15 protein-coding genes are annotated in these 18,353 nt (G+C 39.9%); 7 read left to right on the forward strand and 8 right to left on the reverse strand.

Annotated features, from left to right (window positions below):
- Positions 1-69 precede the first annotated feature (69 nt).
- Positions 70-1,926: a TonB-dependent siderophore receptor gene (locus H5203_RS15935; RefSeq protein ID WP_182819960.1), complete on the forward strand. Its 1,857-nt coding sequence runs from the start codon at positions 70-72 to the stop codon at positions 1,924-1,926.
- Between the two features lie 44 nt (positions 1,927-1,970).
- On the opposite strand, the gene H5203_RS15940 is transcribed toward H5203_RS15935, so the two are convergent.
- Positions 1,971-2,234: a YkgJ family cysteine cluster protein gene (locus H5203_RS15940; protein ID WP_149982705.1), complete on the reverse strand. Its 264-nt coding sequence runs from the start codon at positions 2,232-2,234 to the stop codon at positions 1,971-1,973.
- A gap of 126 nt (positions 2,235-2,360) precedes the next feature.
- On the opposite strand from H5203_RS15940, the gene H5203_RS15945 reads away from it, so the two are divergent.
- Positions 2,361-3,533 carry an efflux RND transporter periplasmic adaptor subunit gene (locus H5203_RS15945; protein ID WP_182819961.1) on the forward strand — a complete coding sequence of 391 codons (1,173 nt, stop codon included), beginning with the start codon at positions 2,361-2,363 and terminating at the stop codon, positions 3,531-3,533.
- 3 nt (positions 3,534-3,536) lie between these two features.
- Positions 3,537-6,716 carry an efflux RND transporter permease subunit gene (locus tag H5203_RS15950; RefSeq protein WP_182819962.1) on the forward strand — a complete coding sequence of 1,060 codons (3,180 nt, stop codon included), beginning with the start codon at positions 3,537-3,539 and terminating at the stop codon, positions 6,714-6,716.
- Between the two features lie 188 nt (positions 6,717-6,904).
- Here H5203_RS15950 and H5203_RS15955 read toward each other — a convergent pair whose 3' ends face one another.
- Positions 6,905-7,843, reverse strand: coding sequence for a LysR family transcriptional regulator (locus H5203_RS15955; protein ID WP_182819971.1), 939 nt, complete (start codon positions 7,841-7,843; stop codon positions 6,905-6,907).
- Positions 7,844-7,967: 124 nt separating this feature from the next.
- On the opposite strand from H5203_RS15955, the gene H5203_RS15960 reads away from it, so the two are divergent.
- On the forward strand, positions 7,968-8,624 hold the full coding sequence (locus H5203_RS15960) for a nitroreductase family protein (RefSeq protein ID WP_182819963.1): 657 nt from the start codon (positions 7,968-7,970) through the stop codon (positions 8,622-8,624).
- 71 nt (positions 8,625-8,695) lie between these two features.
- Here the strand turns inward: H5203_RS15960 and H5203_RS15965 are convergent, their stop codons facing one another.
- A complete protein-coding gene (locus H5203_RS15965) occupies positions 8,696-8,980 on the reverse strand; it encodes a hypothetical protein (RefSeq protein WP_145242251.1) in 285 nt (94 codons plus the stop codon).
- A gap of 372 nt (positions 8,981-9,352) precedes the next feature.
- Here H5203_RS15965 and H5203_RS15970 point away from each other — a divergent pair, with 372 nt between their 5' ends.
- Positions 9,353-9,583 carry a hypothetical protein gene (locus H5203_RS15970; RefSeq protein WP_182731963.1) on the forward strand — a complete coding sequence of 77 codons (231 nt, stop codon included), beginning with the start codon at positions 9,353-9,355 and terminating at the stop codon, positions 9,581-9,583.
- Positions 9,584-9,794: 211 nt separating this feature from the next.
- On the opposite strand, the gene H5203_RS15975 is transcribed toward H5203_RS15970, so the two are convergent.
- Genes H5203_RS15975 through H5203_RS15985 form a run of 3 tightly spaced genes read right to left on the reverse strand, consistent with a single transcriptional unit; the run spans position 9,795 to position 14,220 of the window.
- Entirely contained in the window at positions 9,795-10,100 is a 306-nt protein-coding gene (locus tag H5203_RS15975; RefSeq protein WP_145242247.1) for a DUF3240 family protein, read from the reverse strand.
- The gene (locus tag H5203_RS15980; protein ID WP_182819964.1) at positions 10,093-13,167 is read right to left on the reverse strand and encodes an efflux RND transporter permease subunit; all 3,075 of its coding nucleotides are present in this window, start codon (positions 13,165-13,167) and stop codon (positions 10,093-10,095) included. Before H5203_RS15980 ends, H5203_RS15975 begins: the two co-directional genes overlap by 8 nt.
- The gene (locus tag H5203_RS15985) at positions 13,168-14,220 is read right to left on the reverse strand and encodes a hypothetical protein (RefSeq protein WP_259401961.1); all 1,053 of its coding nucleotides are present in this window, start codon (positions 14,218-14,220) and stop codon (positions 13,168-13,170) included. It abuts the gene before it with no gap.
- A 183-nt stretch (positions 14,221-14,403) separates the two neighbouring features.
- Here H5203_RS15985 and H5203_RS15990 point away from each other — a divergent pair, with 183 nt between their 5' ends.
- Positions 14,404-14,931: a LuxR C-terminal-related transcriptional regulator gene (locus H5203_RS15990; RefSeq protein WP_145242241.1), complete on the forward strand. Its 528-nt coding sequence runs from the start codon at positions 14,404-14,406 to the stop codon at positions 14,929-14,931.
- Positions 14,932-15,040: 109 nt separating this feature from the next.
- Here H5203_RS15990 and H5203_RS15995 read toward each other — a convergent pair whose 3' ends face one another.
- Positions 15,041-15,496 carry a hypothetical protein gene (locus H5203_RS15995; RefSeq protein ID WP_182758634.1) on the reverse strand — a complete coding sequence of 152 codons (456 nt, stop codon included), beginning with the start codon at positions 15,494-15,496 and terminating at the stop codon, positions 15,041-15,043.
- Here H5203_RS15995 and H5203_RS16000 point away from each other — a divergent pair.
- On the forward strand, positions 15,481-16,662 hold the full coding sequence (locus H5203_RS16000; RefSeq protein WP_182731958.1) for a PQQ-dependent sugar dehydrogenase: 1,182 nt from the start codon (positions 15,481-15,483) through the stop codon (positions 16,660-16,662). The genes H5203_RS15995 and H5203_RS16000 overlap by 16 nt on opposite strands.
- Positions 16,663-16,827: 165 nt before the next feature.
- Here H5203_RS16000 and H5203_RS16005 read toward each other — a convergent pair whose 3' ends face one another.
- On the reverse strand, positions 16,828-17,583 hold the full coding sequence (locus tag H5203_RS16005) for a hypothetical protein (RefSeq protein ID WP_182819966.1): 756 nt from the start codon (positions 17,581-17,583) through the stop codon (positions 16,828-16,830).
- Between the last annotated feature and the right edge of the window lie 770 nt (positions 17,584-18,353).

The following is an 18,353-nucleotide window of genomic DNA, read 5'->3' on the forward strand; positions in this document are numbered from 1 at the left end:
ACGCTATAAAAAAGTGTTAAGACTTTAATTTTTAGCGCAATCGCACATAAAGAATATGAGAAAAACAACATGAACCGTACCTCGCACCTTATTATACCCGCAGTACTTGCCAGCATATCAAATGTTGCTTATGCGGCAGATAACTCTGAAGAATCGACAACCATTGAGCAAATAACAATCGAGGCATCCCCTACAGCAAATACGTTACCAGTAGGTACCTTTGACTCACCTATATCAAATTTAGAGTATGACCCTCGTGTTGATTTGCAATCGCGTAACATGGCAGAAGCACAAGCTGATGTTACTATTCGTGGCGGTATCTTTGAAAACACCGGTTTTAGAGTCGGCAGTGCAACTTTACTCGATCCGCAATCAGGCCATTATTTTGCAGACATTCCTATTGCACCGCAAATGCTCACTGGCGCAAGTGTATTGACCGGTGCTGATAATGCACTTTACGGTGTAAATAGCTCAGTAGGTACTGTGTCGTTTGGTTGGAAGCCAATTACCACTGGTGGCAGTGTATCTGTAGGAGTCGGCACTAACGACTTTAATTTACAGAGTGTTCATGCTGGTAAAAGTATCCCTTTAGATACAATCGCCGATTGGCGCCTAGGTTTTGAAGGTGAATATTCTCATTCACAAAGCGATGGCTCAATTGATTTTGGCGATCATGATTTTAATCGCGCTACTGCTCGTGTGCAATTAACGAGTGCAGATTCACAAACTGATTTATTTTTAGGCTCACAAGAGAAATTTTTTGGCTGGCCGAACCTCTATACCCCATTTGGCGTGAATGAAACCGAAGACTTAGAAACGCAACTGTTAATGCTTAACCATAAACAAAGTTATGCAACAAACAGTGAGTTTGAAGTATCGGCTTATTATCGAAAAAATAACGACCATTATATTTACTCTCGTGAAAACCCAAGCGCGTTTGAAGCTTTTCACGAAACAGAAGTTAAATCATTCGCCATCTCCGGGCGACATGCTCAAAACGATGTGTTCTCACTAAACTACTCAGCACAATTTATTGAAGATTCCATTGAATCAACCACGCTTGAGAATAACTTTACTTCGCGTAACTATTATAAAATCAGTGTATTGCCAGAATACACTGTGGCTCTTGAGAACAATCAGCAGCTAACAGTGCGTTTAGGCGCAGCCTTCGATGATACCAACCGCGATGACTCACAATTATCGCTGATAGGTGATATCACATTCAATACAATTAATAGTAACGCCACTGAGCGGACATTTTATTTATCCTACGCTGAGGCCAGTCAAGTTGCAGGTTATACTGCTATTGGTGGCAATGACTCTGGTGGATTGTTTAGAAGTAATTATAACCTTGAGCGTGAAACCACCAAAAACTTAGAACTGGGTTTATTACTAGAACAACAAAGTTGGCAGCTTAATTCGGCTATTTTTTACCGCCAAGATAATAACTTAACTGACTGGACATTTAGCTTTGATTCAACCTCAGCGCGTTTTGCCGAACCAGTTGATATTGATACCGCTGGCCTTGAATTTTTAGCCACTAAGCAATTTGAAAATACTGAAATTATAGCCAGTTACACCTACCTCCATAAATCAGAAACCTATGGCTCGCCAGACGTCGATGCAAGCTTTTATGCCTTAAACTTCCCTGATCACCGTTTAACTCTTGGTGCTGTATGGAGCCCGACGGATATATTAGAGTTTCGGATTGATAATGAATGGCGTAAACAGCATAAAAATGCGCTGCGACGCTCTGATGATGAAGCCTTGTTTACTCAGCTGACGTTAAAAGTAACGCCACCGATACTGCAAAACTTCTTTATTACTTTAGCAGCAGATAACCTTTGGGATGAATCGTTTGAGGAAATTCCAGGCACACCTGGCCGCGGTGAGCAATACACACTAACTGCAACTTATAGCTGGTAAATAAAAAATATGTATAAAAACCGCATTTTTAAGATGCGGTTTTTTTATGTCATTTGTTCAAGCTCGGTAATTAATTGCAGCGCTTGCGCATTCGTTGTTCCACACACATCAATCGTCGCACTAAAATCACTGCATACTTTTGGCCGTCTTTCATCACCAAATAACTTACATAAATTGTTGTTATCTAACTGAATACAGCGCTCTCCTGCTTTTTTGCCATTAGGCATCCCCGGAATTGGTGAGCTAATACTTGGTGCGATACAACAAGCCCCACACCCGAGTCGACACGTCATTGGTGATGTATTCATCTTTGCCCCTTTTGTAATCTATTTCGCTAATTTGTTAATTGTGTAATGACTTGTTACATCTTAATACGCCTTGTAAACACTTTATTCATTATAATTGCTGTGTCACCTAATTATGAGGAAAGCCCTGTGGCTACTAAAAAACAAATAATTCTACCTATTGCCGTATTAGTCGCCGGTGTAGGTCTTGCGGTTGCGTTTTCAGCAATGAAACAACCGCCAGAAGAAAAGCCAGCACAAGATACACGCCCTCTGGTATCAGTTAGCGCAGTTCACCTTGATGCAATTACGCTAGACGTAAAATCGTATGGTGTAGTAAAAGCAAAAGATCACACCCCACTGGTTGCGCAAGTAAGCGGTCAAGTGGTATTTGTCTCTGAGCAATTTGTGCAAGGTGGATTTGTCAAACAAGGCGATATTCTAGCACGAATAGATCCAAATGATTATGAAGCTGCGTTAATTGAAGCCCAAGCAGGCATGGCGCAAGCCAGCTCTGATCTAGAAATTGAGCGAGCGCAAGCTCATGTAGCACAGGCAGAGTGGGATCGAATAAAAGACGATTCAAATCAAATGATCCCATCTCAATTATATTTACGCAAACCACAATTAGCCGAAAAACTAGCGCGTTACCGTGCAGCACAGGCATCTGAAAAACGCGCAAAACGTAATTTAGAGCGCACATACATAAAAGCGCCTTATGATGCGATTATTTCTGAACGTGCAATTAGTTTAGGCAGCGTAGTTAATCCTGGAAGCCAATTTGGCGCTCTCAGTTCAACCTTAGTGGCTGAAATTCGCCTTCCTGTGGCAGATAAAGAATTACAATACCTAATCGATAGCGGTATCGGCGCGAATGTAACACTCAGTGCAGACTATGCTGGTAAGCCAACTACTTGGCGGGCAAAAATTGTCCGCAGCGAAGGTGTTATTGATCAAAAAAGTCGTATGAGCTATTTAGTGGCGCAAGTAAATACACCTTATGCCAGTGAGCAACCGCTGCGCTTTGGCTCTTATATCAATGCGACCATTTCTGGCCGCGAGCTTGATAATGCGATTATCGTTCCTCATCACTTAGTGAAAAACGGTAAAATAGTGGTAATGAATGATGATTTAACTCTTTCGTTCAAACCTCTTAATATTATTAGAGAGCAAAATGGCATGGTCATCGCTTCACAAGGCTTAAATGATGGTGAGCAATTGATCACCTCGGCTTTAGATTTCCCAACCGAAGGCATGCAAGTAAAGCTAAATGACTCTGATAAGCCTGCAGCTGCAACTCAACTTGCACTGAAAGAGGAATAGAGCATGACCATCCATAGCGAAAAAGGCTTAATTGCCTGGTTTGCTCGCAACCCTGTTGCAGCAAACCTATTAATGATTTTTATTTTAGTGGGTGGTATTTTAACCGCGTTTTCTATTCGCAAACAAATGTTCCCACAATTTGAAAATAACTGGATCAGCGTCCAAGCTGTCTACCCAGGTGCTGCCCCACAAGAAGTAGAAGAAGGCATTACCATCAAGGTAGAAGAAGCTCTCGAAGGCCTAGAGGGTATTAAACGGAAGATTACTTATTCAAACCGCGGTTATTCTCAAGCGTGGATCGAAATTGAAGAAAAATATGATACTAAAGAAGTGCTCGATGAAGTAAAAATGCAGGTTGATGCAATCAACACCTTCCCTGCAGACATGGAGCGTCCTATTGTGCGCCATGATAAGTTTGAGCAAGAAGTAATGATCCTCGCCTTATACGGTGACATGAGCAATTATCAGCTCAAAGAACTTGGCAACAATATCAAAGACGAACTGCAAGCACTGCCACAAATTAACTTAGTTGAATTTAATGGTGGCCTTGATTATGAAATTGGTATTGAAGTTAGCCCTGATAAACTTCGTGAGTATGGTTTAACTTTTAGAGACATTGCGAATGCAGTGCGTGCTTTTTCAGCCAATATGTCTGCAGGTCAGATTCGCTCTGAAAACGGCTATATTTCGATGCGGGTTGAAAAACAAGCTTATCGAGGGGATGAATTTGCCAAACTGCCATTGATATTACTGCCTGATGGTGCACAAGTGTATTTAGGCGATGTAGCAACCATTAACGATGGCTTTGCAGAAGGCTTACAATACTCTAAATACAATGGTAAAAATTCCTTGTCGTTTGAAGTAAATGCCTCAAAAGATCAAGATATTACCAAAGTTGCAAAAGTTCTTAAGCAGTACCTTAATGATAAAGCAGGTCAACTTCCAGCGGGTGTTAAACTCACGCCGATTGTCGATTTAACCTACTACCTAGAGGGTCGATTAGACATGATGATCGACAATATGGTGTGGGGTGGTCTATTGGTTATGATAGTACTTGCGCTATTTTTACCCCTACGCTTAGCATTTTGGGTGATGATGGGTTTACCTGTGTCATTCCTTGGCGCATTTTTAATGATGCCGATGGGCTTTTTAGATGTCACCATCAACTTAGCATCACTATTTGCCTTTATATTAGTGCTCGGTATTGTGGTTGATGACGCCATCGTCGTAGGTGAATCAGCCAGTGCTGAAATTGAAAAGCATGGCCACTCTCTTGATAACGTAGTACGTGGTGTTAAACGCGTCGCAATGCCTGCCACCTTCGGTGTATTAACTACCATCGCCGCTTTTTTACCGCAAACTTTAGCAAGTGGCCCTGGTGCTGCGTTTTCAAAAGCCATTGGCGGGGTTATTATTCTGTGTTTGATTTTCTCTCTGATTGAATCAAAACTTATTTTACCAGCCCACATAGCAGCAATGAAACACCGAGAACCAAATCCGAAAAACCCATTACATCGCCTCCGTAAAGTGATGGATGGCGGTTTAAAACGGTTTGTTGATAACTATTACACGCCATTTATTGGCCATTGTATTCATTATCGTTATACCGTAATTATTGGTTTTATTTGTGTATTAATTGTCAGTGCTGGGATGTTTGCCGGTGGTTTAGTGAAGTTTGTAGCGAACCCTAAAATTCCTCATGACTTTCCACGTATTTCAGTTGAAATGAACTTAGCATCGTCTGAACAAGCAACCCTAGAAACTGCGCAGAAAATAGAGCAAGTTATTATCAATGTTGATAAACAACTTAAAGAGCAATATGGCACAGCTATGGTACGCGATCTTTCAGTTAGCTTACGCGGACGTACCAATGCCAGTATCATGGCAGTATTAATTGATCCTGAGTTACGCCCTATCGATACCTTTGCATTGAGCGCACTATGGCGTGAACAAATGCCTCCTTTACCGGGCGTGAAAACACTAACCATTCAAGACAGTATTATGAATGGTGGTCGAGACGACGGTGATGTGAGCTTCCGCCTAGAAGGAAAGGATGCCAAACAATTAAAAGAAGTAGCAGCAAAACTTAAAGAAAAACTCAACACCATGGAAGGTGTGGGTGATGTAAATGACTCAATGCAAAGCGCTACAGATGAAGTACAGCTTGACTTAAAACCACTGGCGTACAGCATGGGTTTAACCCTTGCCGATGTTGCCTCACAAGTCAGCTTTAGTTACTACGGCCTTGAAGCACAGCGTATTCTACGTGACGGCGAAGAAGTGAAAGTAATGATCCGCTACCCTGAAGAAGCACGTAACTCGATCAGCGATATCGCCAGTGCTCGTATCATTACACCTAGTGGCGCAGAAGTACCTTTGGCTGAAATTGCCGATGTAAAACTGGTTGATGGTGTAAACCGTATTCGCCGCGAAAACTCAAAGCGTACTGTTAACGTATGGGCAGCAGTTGATACCGACCAAGTTGAACCTTTTGCCATTGCTGAAGAAATACGTGATGAGTACTTACCGGCACTACTGAAAAACTACCCAGGTGTACAAAGTAGTGTTGCTGGACGTATTCAAGAAGAAATGGATAGCGTTGCTGAGCAAGTGCGTGATTTTGCTCTTTCAATGATGATTATCTTCGCGTTATTGGCAATCCCACTACGCTCATACTCACAACCATTGATTATTATGTCAGTGATCCCATTTGGGGTTATTGGTGCCATGTTTGGCCATATGATTTTAGGCATGACTATGAGTGGCTTATCAATTTTCGGGATCATTGCTGTAGCCGGTGTTGTTGTAAACGATTCATTAGTAATGGTGGACTTTGTTAATAAAGCACGTGCTGATGGCGTAGCAATAAAAGACGCAGTAATGCAAGCTGGTGCACGTCGCTTTAGAGCGATTATGCTCACCTCAATCACTACCTTTATTGGCGTGTTACCAATCATTATGGAAACCAGCTTACAAGCTAAAATTGTCATCCCAATGGCAGTATCACTGGCCTTTGGTGTGTTATTTGCCACGGTGATCACGCTGTTCCTGATCCCATGTCAATATGTCGCACTAGAAGATGCTAAACGATTAATTCGTAAATGGCGTGGAAAAGAAGCGCTGGTAGATGGTGAATCAATTCATAGCAAAGTGAATACTATAATAAACCGCTCACCTTTATAAAATTTGATATCCCAACCAACTAGCCCGAGCTGTATACAGTTCGGGCTTTTTTATTTGAATCAAAAAACGTTGAAGGAATTATCTTTAAACGAAATCGTAGAAAATATAAATAAAAATGACTCTGTAAAAAACTGTCAATCCCTTTTGATGTTGAATTGACTGATTTTATTGCAGAATGTGTTAGGTAATTAATTTTCCAGAACACTAGGTTCAAGTATACCTTTATCAATTAGTTGGCTTATCATCGTACGTGTTTTTTCTCTGCATATATCACGTAATAAACGCACTGCAGGCGTTATTGATTGACGGCTTGGACAAATTAACCACAGCTCACCACAAGTATGCTGGTAATTATTCATCACTGTAACTACCCTATCGTTAAGTAGATCATCAGCAATATCTAATGCCGATTTTACGGCAAGCCCTTTGCCAGCAACACACCAGCGCCTTACTAAATCACCATCATTAGAGGCGCGCTTGCCTTGCATTTTTACTTTGTATTTTTTTTGCCCATTGGTGAACTCCCAAACATTATTGATAATATTTTGCAGCTGATAAAATAACCCTTGATGCTGTGCTAAATCATCTGGGTGCATAGGCGCACCATAGCGTTTTATATAGTCAGGTGTGGCGCATAACAAACGTGGAATATTACAAATTTTAAATCCGTAAACATTGGCATCAGTTGGCGAGCCATAACGCAGTGCTATATCCACCGAATCTCGGTAGAAATCCACGTTACTATCACTAATATGTGTGCGCAGGCTCACCTTCGGGTAACTATCCATAATTTCATCAATCCAAGGGATAACTAAATTACGGCCAAGATCAGAAGATAATGCAACCCTTAACTCACCTTCAATCTCATCATGTTCGCCTTTTAGGTTCTGCCGAGCTTGCTCAAGTATCGCTATTGCTTGCTCACACTGTGGGATATAGCGCTCCCCTGCGGCAGAAAGCCTTAGATGACGCGTTGTGCGCACAAATAGGTCTATACCTAATGTTGATTCTACCCGTTTGATAGCAGCACTGGCGGTTGCTGTGCGCATATCAAGTTTTGCCGCTGCAAGGGTAATACTTTTAAATTCAGCAACTTTCAAAATAAGTTTTAAATCGTCAATCTGCATATTATCTAAATATATTTGATAATGATTCAATAATTATGCTGTTTATCAAAAGTAATGCAAGCGCTATCATCTGCCTCATTCAACGGCTTTGATTAAATAAAGCTATTCGCTACAGGAACCAATTATGACACACCCGATTATTACCGACTTAGAAGCGCGTTACACAGCAAAAAAATATGATGCAACTAAACGTGTATCTGCAGAAGATTTAGCTGTGATCTATCAAGCTATGCGTTTATCTCCGTCATCAATTAATTCGCAGCCATGGAAATTCATTGTTATTGAGTCTGAGCAAGCAAAACAACGTATGCATGATACTTTCGCTAACAAGTTTCAATTTAATCAGCCGCATATTAAAACTGCATCACACATTATTTTGTTTACTTACAACCCGAAATACACCAGAGAAGATTATGCAAAAGTGATTGACACTGATATCGCCAATGGCCGTACGCCAGCAGAAAATCGTGAGCAAGCCTTTGGCGCATACGCATTTGTTGACTTAAATACTGACGCATCTGGCAATAATGCCGCATGGACCAAAACACAAACCTATCTTGCACTTGGTAATACTATGCATGCTGTTGCGCGCTTAGGTATTGATTCAACACCAATGGAAGGCGTAGATAGCGAGCTAATTAGTGAACTTTTTGCGGATGAGTTAGATGGTTATATTTGTGAAGTCGCACTTGTCATTGGTTATCACGAAACACAAACCGACTATAATGCTAAGCTTCCAAAATCACGTTTGAGTCAAGATCAAATTATTCAAGTGGTTTAAGTTTTACATTACCGGTTAAGAAGAGCCTGTTACAGGCTCACTTAAACAAGCTTTTGGCATTATAGCCTCTGCTATGTGCTCTCTTTAGCAGCTCCACAAACAATTTTTTCTTCGCCAAGATGATATATATTATTTATTGCTACATAGGCGCCAGATACAACGCCTGTAATAGGGACTAATAATATCCCACTAATTGAATAGTAGGTATTGGTATCCTCAAAGCCATTAATTATTTTCAATGTCTTACGGTCAGAAGATATTTCACATTTATTGACTGCTGACATGTCCTTAGTTGGTACAACGATACAGCCTGATAACATCGTCAAAGTAAAACATATAGTCGTAACTAATTTCATCTTATAACATCCTCGTTTTTAATTGTCATATAGAAACCATAAAAATTAATATTTATAGATTGTTGGGTAACTATCTTATAAATACTTTACTAAACAAAGTATGCGCTCCCCGCAAACCTTGCACATATAAATCAAGCTTATAGGTTCAATTTTCACTAATAAACATGCACATCAGACACCACACTATGCAACCGTTTTATATTGAGGGAACTTTCCTAACATTCTCTTCAATAACAATATCATAGATAGGCAACTTACTTTAGCAGTGATTCTGTTAAAGAAGTCAAGTTGCACCCAAATAAAGAGATCAGCTTGAGTAGATAGCTACAGCGGTTAATTAACCTACAGCAGGCATTGAAGAAGTTGCGCATAGTGCAAACTCTACAAGTGATAATACTGAGGTTGCGGATAAAAGCACAATTAGGGCAGACTAAAATAAACAAAATCATCAAAACAATAGGTTCATTGGTTTCTGAGATCCAACACTCAGCAGCTGGTATTACGACCTTAGCCGCAAATATAAAAAATATAGAGTCAGTACTTGATGTGTATATAGCGATAGCAGAGCAACTCAATAACCTTGTATTTCGATTTACTCTTTAACTAATCCAAATTAAAAAATCATATAGTTACACGCTATTACGCAACTATAGGGTCAATGCAGCAAATGACGCTCTCACGTGAAGTAGGTACGGGCATCGCAGCAGGCTTCGACTTTATTAACTTATAGCAATATTGTGACCTCTTTTTAGCTATTTTGTATTTAGTTATAAAAAGAGGCTGCTCGAAGCAACAGCCTATAATTCTAACTACACTATCTAAGGTGCCCGCTTTCAACAATAGGCGTAACCCAATATTTTAATGGGGTGTATTGGCACACAGGGCTTAACGCCGTTTTAATTGTTTGCAGCTGCGCTAATAATATATGCACCTCAAACTGATAAAAGCTGCGATGCCCTTCTACTTGCTCGGCAATATCAAATTCACTGTGCTCCTTGCTGTAGCCTTCAATGTTTTTTAAGTTAAAGCCGGTAATGCAGTCTATGCCAATTAATATATCAACCACTTCATCTTTTATGTTTGTGGGTACATTTAGGGTAAAAAGTAACTGTTCAGCCATGTTTTTTCTCCAACCAACCATAAAAGATAGGTAATAAATAAAGTGTTGTAATTGTTGAGGTAATTAACCCGCCAATAACCACAATCGCCAATGGCTTTTGAATCTCAGCGCCAGGGCCGGTGGCAAATACCAGTGGCAGTAAACCAAACATTGCGGTTGTGGCTGTCATTAACACTGGGCGAAGGCGTCTGCTTGCGCCATCTAAAATGCGCTGCGTTACATTGGCAGAAAACATTTTCATTTGCTCAAAGTAACTGATCATCACAATACCATTGAGTACCGCTACGCCAAGTAAAGCAACAAAACCAACCGATGCAGGCACCGAGAGGTATTCATTACTAATAAATAGGGCAATCACTCCCCCCATTAATGCAAACGGAATATTAGCAATTATCAGCGTTGATTTAGATAACGATTTAAACGTGGTAAATAAAATAATGAAAATCAGTATTAATGCCACAGGAATAAGCACCAGCAAGTTTTGTGTTGCACGTTGCTGGCTTTCAAATTCGCCACCAAACGACAAGGTAAAACCACTGGGTAATTTTATGCTGCTATTAATTTTAGCTTCCAGTTCATTCACATAACTAACCACATCGCGGTTATCCACATTAACGCTTACAGAAGCAAAGCGCTTTGCTTTTTCTCGCTCTATTAACAATGGCCCCGTTTTAAAGCTAATATTAGCAACCTCTTCAAGTGGTAGTAGGCTGTTGTCGGGCATTAAAATTAGCTTTTGCTTTAATGCGCTCATTGACGATAACTCAAAGTGTGCTGCGCTTTCGCCTTTTTGTGCATTAAACACAATTGGGATCACGCGGTTTCCTTCTTGCAGTGCCGATACCTGTAGGCCTTCTAATTGCGACTTTAAATAATCGCTTAATCCTTCGGTGGTTAAACCAAACTGACTAGCAACCTCAGGAATAAGTTTAATATTTAAGTATTTACCCCCTTCAATAAGCGCCATTTGCACATCACTTGCGCCGTCAATATTAGTGGCAAGTGCAGTGATTTTTTCAGCTAATGAGGCAAGTGTCGCAATGTCATTACCGAATACTTTAATCGAAATATCACCGGTGCCACCGGTGAGCATTTCTGATACCCGCATTTGTATTGGCTGAGTAAAGCCAATATTTACCCCTGGAAATTGCGCAAGAGTTTGTCGAATATCCTCGATTAGCAGCGCTTTGGAGTCAAAACGCCACGTATCTTTTGGCGCTAATTCCATAAACACATCGGTTTCGTTTAATCCCATAGGATCAAGCCCGAGTTCATCGGAGCCGGTACGGGCAACAATTTGTACGATTTCTGGGGTGTTTTTTAACAGTGCGGCTTCAATTTGTTTATCGATATCCAGCGAGGCTTGCAAGGAAATACTCGGCGATTTTTCCAGTTGTACAATAATGTCGCCTTCATCTAAAACGGGCATAAAGCTTTTACCAAGCCCCTGAAATAACACCCCACTGAGCACTAAAACAGCAACTGATATAACACTAATAGCCACCGGCTTTTTAATTGCTTGGGCAAGTGTTTTAGTATAAAAACCTTGTAATAGCGTGACCATTTTAGGCTGGGTTACGGGTTCATTTTTTAATAACAATGAGGCTAAAATTGGAATAACCGTTAACGACAACAACAGCGCACTTAGCATTGCAAACACGATAGTTAACGCCACTGGGGTAAATAACTTGCCTTCTAACCCTGTTAACATTAATAGCGGTGAAAACACGATAATTATAATAATTGTGCCTGAGAACACTGGCGCCGCGACTTCTTTACATGCGCGATAAATAACATGCAGCCGAGGGAGGTGCTGATTGTTAGCCAACCGATTAACTATGTTTTCAACAATAACTACCGATGAGTCCACCAGCATACCAATGGCAATCACTAAGCCGCCTAAACTCATTAAATTAGCCGATAAATCAAACTGCTTCATCATTATAAATGTCAGCAATGCCGACATAGGTAAAGACAAAGACACCACCAATGAAGAGCGAATATCACCTAAAAACAAGGCAAGTAGCACTATCACTAAAATAATCGCTTGGCCTAATGCGCTCGTAATGGTGCTAATTGCGGTATTTATTAAGTTAGAGCGGTCGTAAAACACATTAATTTTTGTGCCTTGCGGTAATGAAGCTTCAATGGTGCGAAGTTTATCTTTTACATCTGCAACAACTTGCGCTGTATTACTATTTTTAAGCGCAATTATAAGCCCTTGTACCGCCTCTTCACTGTTTTTAGTGACTGCGCCATAACGGGTTAAACTGCCAACATGTACCGTGGCAATATCACTTAACCGAATAACCTTATTTTGAGTGGACTTAATCACGGTATTTTCAATGGCGGTTATATCGGTGTATTTGCCCTCAGTGCGCAGAATTAAGGTGTCGTTGCCTTTTTCTAAGCGCCCTATGCCACCGTTTTGATTCGTTTGCGTGATTGCCAACTTCATTTCATCAAAGCTGACTTGATGCTGTTGCATCAATAAAGTATTGGGAAGTATTTCATAGGTTTTTGAAAAGCCGCCAAGGCTATTTACATCAGCAACGCCGGTTACAGTGCGCAGTAATGGACGAATTTGCCAATCTAAAAGCTCTCTTTTTTCAATCAGCGATAAGTGAGTACTTTCTATGGTAAACATGAACACCTCGCTCAAAGGCGTGCTCATTGGCGCCATGCCGCCACTAATATTACTGGGCAAGGTGGGTAAAATATTTAATAAACGCTCATTAACTTGCTGACGGGCCCAATAAATGTCGGTGCCCTCTTCAAAGTCAATGGTAATATCGGTAATAGAATACTTAGTGGTAGAGCGCAGCATTTGCTGTGACGGAATACCCAGTAATTCGGTTTCAATCACCCGTGTTACTTGCGATTCTATTTCAAGGGCGTTCATGCCAGGTAATTTGTAAACTATTTTAACTTGAGTGGGTGATATTTCTGGAAAAGCATCCACCGGAATACTTAACCAAGATTTAGCGCCAATGGCCATAGCAACAATAACAAAAATACTAACAAACAAGCGCTGAGTAAGTGAAAACTTAATAAGCTGGTTTAACATTTACTCTCTCCCTAAGTGAAGCAACATGCCTTGTAGCGCACTTACCGAGCTTATTAGTACCTGCTGATCATCTAGGTTTTTGTTAGCAGTAAATACATAGTCTTTGCCTTGTGTACCTTTGAGCTCAATCGGCAGTAACTCAAGGTTATCGCCAGACTTCAAAGCAATGTAATTAACATCTTCAAATTCAAACACCGCTGACTTTGCTATTTTAAAGCCCGTTAATTTATTTACCGGCGTGACTTTGATAGTTTGCCCCAGTCTAAGCTGGCACTCATTTGAGCTTGGCGACGCCCACACAATTTGATGGTATTTATCTGCAATACTGTCATAGCTCTCAATATTTAAGCTGCAACTGTGTGACAGCTTAAAATGCGCTAACGTGTTGGAAAAACTAAGAGGGACTTTAATCTTAACGCGAATACTACTTGCATCGATAATATCAAACGCGGTGTCACCCATCATACGGTTTCCCGACTCATTAGTGAGTTTTAAAATGCCCGTTTTTGGACTCACTAAGGTCACGTTTTCATTATCATCAATGTTTAAAAATGCCATTTGATGTTGCATATGTTCAAAATTTAGCTTGGCTTCAAAATAGCTTTTTGTGATTTCAACCCATTCAGAACTTCTTATTATTTTGTTTTTTAAGTGTTGTTGATTTATGTCGTAATGGCTTTTAGCAATAGCGAGCATGTCTTTTGCTGATTGATAGGCATCTAAAAAATGGTGTACATCACTGCCCTCAACGCTTGCAATAGTGGCGCCCTTTTCAACCATGCTGCCGTTAGGGTATAAGTAACGAACCTGCTGTACATCAAACGCAAACAGCACCGTATAATTGACCCCAGGTTTGAAATTGACTTCACCAATTAAACTTTGCCCGTTAATAAACTCTGTTTTTTGAATCGGCGCAAATTCAACATCAAAACCACTGAGTGACGAAAGCCTTACAGGTGCTAAATTTTGCGAAGCAAACACAGGATTAAATGTTAATAAAGTCACCGTAAAGAAGAAAAATAACGTATATTGAATACGCAAAAAATGACGCATTTTTTTTGTAAAATTTAACAGCATTTCGTTTGTTCACATTTGATTAATTTTATAGAATCAACCATGACTTTTTTATGCTGTTAAATCATCAGGCATACGCCGTAACGTTCCTAAAAACAGCTTAATTTACAGCATGGTACATTTGTCCATTGTAATTATAATGCATTGATAGTAGAGGTTTTAATGAGAGATAAGCTAATAGCGGCTACATTGTTGGTAATAATGGTGTTGAATTTTTTTGATGTTCTAACAGATATACGTTTAGGGGTGCCGCAGTGGCATATTTTTTCCGAAGGCTTGATCGTAGTTATCTCTGCAGCCTGTGCTATTTACTTAATTAGAGACATTCGTGCGCGTACAGCAAATATTAATGCGCTGAAACAAGAATTAGTGCATTCAAAAAAAGAACTTAAGAATATATCACAAGCAATGATGGATGCTCGCCATGAATACAGCGGCGTTATTCAAACCCAATTTTCACAGTGGACATTGACCCGCAGTGAGCAAGAAGTCGCGATGTTGTTACTTAAAGGCTTAAGCTTTAAAGAAATAAGCGCACTAAGAAGCACAAAAGAAAAAACCGTTCGTCAACAAGCGTCCGATATTTACAGCAAAGCCGATGTAGAAGGCCGACATGAGTTTGCTGCATGGTTTTTAGAAGACTTTATGCAACAAGGACAATACCAACCAACAAGTTCAAGCCTCAATTAATTGAAAAGCTACAAAGGTGAGGCCTCTGGTTATTTCTATAGCTTTGCATCCGCTGTGCATTAAATCTTAAGGAATAATTAAAAACCTTAATGATTATCTCTGTGTAAAACTAGATGAATTCATTTTTACTATGACAACCATTGCTCAACTTAGCAAAAACATAACCCCCTACAGCCCCTGCAAGCAGCTGCATATAAAAACCCCAGCCTCTTGCGCCCGCTATAATAGTGATATTCATAATTGACTCGATAGCAATTAAAGCCGAAGCAAACGCCACAATACCCGCAATTACAAATAATTGCGCACATTGTTTTTTAACTTTTTTAGCAATAAGCCAGGTAACCAAAAACGCGATGGCAAGTGCAATAGCAATAATAGCGCCATAGGTCGGTAGCATGCCGAGCCAATCTTCAAGGGTTAAGTTAACACGGTCATTAAAGCCCACCACAACACCCACATTAACTAATTGATTGACAACGTATTGACTATGAAACAAGCTAGCGAGTGTAAATGTAAGTAACCAAGAAACTAAAAATGAAGGGAGTATACGTGTTAAAAACGACATGGTTATCTCAACTTAAAATGAAACTTTTTTCTTACAGTAGCAAAGGCTTGCAGGGTAAACAATCTCTACGTTGTATTACTCTACTCTCGCTTTTAGCGTTTTCTTGTAACGCCAGTGCCGAGCTACCAAAACAGCAATACACTGCTGATACCTTAGCAACGGGACTCAATTCACCGTGGAGCATGGTTAAACTCCCAAACAATACCTGGTTAGTCACGGAACGTGATGGTCATATTGTTATCATTAAAAACAACCAACAAACCCGAGTTAAACTAGATTTCGAGGGCTTATACGTTGCAGGCCAAGGCGGCCTACTCGATATAGTGCTTTCGCCAAATTACAGTGAATCAAAAGAAATTATATTCACTTACGCTCAAGGTGAGCTTGATGCAAACAGGCTCGTTATTGCCAAAGCTACGTTTGATGGTGCGCAATTTTCAACGCCAAAAATTATTTATAAAGTTGCCACTGATAAAGACACACCACAACATTACTCAGGCCGCGCCCTTGTCCTACCCGATAATACCTTATTATTTTCAAGTGGCGATGGCTTTGACTACCGTGAGCAAGCACAGGTTATGACCAGTCAACTTGGCAAAACATTACGCATAAACTTAAACGGCACGATACCAAACGATAACCCATTTATTAATCACAAAAATCCTGCAGCTCATGCTGTGTACTCACTCGGGCACCGTAACTTGCAAGGCTTGGTTTATGATTACGATACACAGCAAATTGTTAGCCACGAACACGGCCCCGCAGGCGGCGACGAACTAAACTATTTAACCCCAAGCACCAATTACGGCTGGCCGGTGATCACCAACGGAGATGATTACTCACAAGCACGTATTTCACCGTTTAGAGAATACCCTGGAATGGCTAAACCAACGGTTGATTGGACGCCCTCAATCGCCCCTTCTGGCATGGCTTATTATGGCTCAAAGCATTTAGCTTTTCCCTCACTACAACAGCATGTGCTAATCACTACGCTGGTCGATAAAAAGCTCTACAGCGTTAATTTAGCGAATGGTGAACTTACCCAGACTCATGTTTTACCAGAGGTAACTGGGCGTTTGCGGGATGTATTTGTTACAACCGAGGGTAATATCGCGGTGTTAACCGATGGAAAAGATGCAAAGTTGCTGCTGATAACGCCAAAGTGATTAGCTTGACTAGATCGTTCAACACAACTGTATCTAAATACTCGACGAGCTTTTTATATGATTATCAGGTCTTATTTTTTGCTGTTTGAGCGAAGGTCAAAAAGAAAGACCTGACTTTATTGGTTTTTGCGATGCATATTTCTGATTAAATACAATCAAGGTGAGTTAGTTAAATTGGCTTTCGTCTATTTCAATGGTTATGCTATTTAATAAATCGTTAGTGAACTTTTCACTTTCTTCTTTACTGACATAACTTCCTTTGCCTTGAATATTTGCAAGTAACTGGTTTGCAATCTCCTCATAGGCAACATCTAATTGAGTCTGTAATGTTTTAATATCGTCGTGAGTCATCGAGTTGCCTAAAATAAAAGGCTTACTTGGATTCATTGGCCCATAGTTGCCTTCCCAAATTACTTTACCTGTTTTAGACTTAAGGACGGCTTTGAGCTGAGGTAAAAACCTTGTGCTTTTTTCGTCGGTAAAAATGACGCACCATGGCTCAAGTGTTATAACTTGTTTATGAAGATTTTCATTTAAGTGAATAGACTTTACTGATTCTTTTAAAATTTGAATGCTATTTAGCGAATTCAACAAAGTGCTCGCTAAATCAAAGTTCTCTTTTAAGTCGAACTCTAAACTGCCTTTCATGTGCTTTTCATTAGACAAATCAGATGCTATAACGCCAAGAACCCCATAACGCAGCCCTACATCATCCGACGTATTAACCCAATTAGTAATAACAAAACCTGAACCTTCAATTCTTCGATCCCCTATAGCTAAACTCCAATCATTCCAATCGATATTTAATACATCTAGTTTAATTTTTTCATTTGAACCTAAAGGAACAGCACCTCCCCTTTGAACCGATTGGCACGCTGAAACTAAAAAAATAAAAGTGAATATAAATAGGTGCTTATACATTATAAAACAATCCTTGTTAAAAACTCGATTAATCAAAAGTAAACTATAACACCCTTATTTAACTCTGCGCACTAGTTAAAGTTTTCCGTGCTGAATGATGAACACTAACGCAATCAAATAAATGGCATTGTTAATCCACTTGATTGATTTGTTGTGTGCCTATTTCCACATAGCCAACCTACATTGTATAAATTTATCTAAGGTTTGCTGGTGTAACTTGTGATAAGTTACCCCCATGCTATATCTATTTCAAACTTCCTACAACTTGTTGAATAAGAAAACTTTTTACTTATTTCATCAAAAAGAGTCATCTGCAACCTCAGTGGCTACAATAATAAAAAAGTTAAGCCTATCTTTGCAGTTGCTATTTACTCCTCGTTCATATGGTTGACGAGGTAATTTTTGAACCAATTCTGATAATATTTTTACCTCTTGTTGTTCAAGCTTTGTATTACAAGGCATAGCGTTCATATAAAACGAAGAAGCCCAGTAAATATCACCTTTACTATTTACCCATACTCGTTCCGTAGCTCTCATCGTCTCGATTTCAGCTCGAACTATCTAATCTCGCTCCTTTCCAACTACAAACATCGATAATACAAAAATCACTAAACCTATTAGTGATTTCATGAAACTTCCTTATGTACTTAACAACTTACCATGTGCCAAGTAAGCGGTTTATAAAACCCCAAAACAGCATTTAATAATGTTATTCGAAAAGCTAATTTATGGGGTTTAAACTATGATGGCTAAAGCCGATTCCTACGCGG

Source organism: Pseudoalteromonas sp. SG41-1 (assembly GCF_014164575.1).
In the GTDB taxonomy this organism is placed as follows: domain Bacteria; phylum Pseudomonadota; class Gammaproteobacteria; order Enterobacterales; family Alteromonadaceae; genus Pseudoalteromonas; species Pseudoalteromonas rhizosphaerae.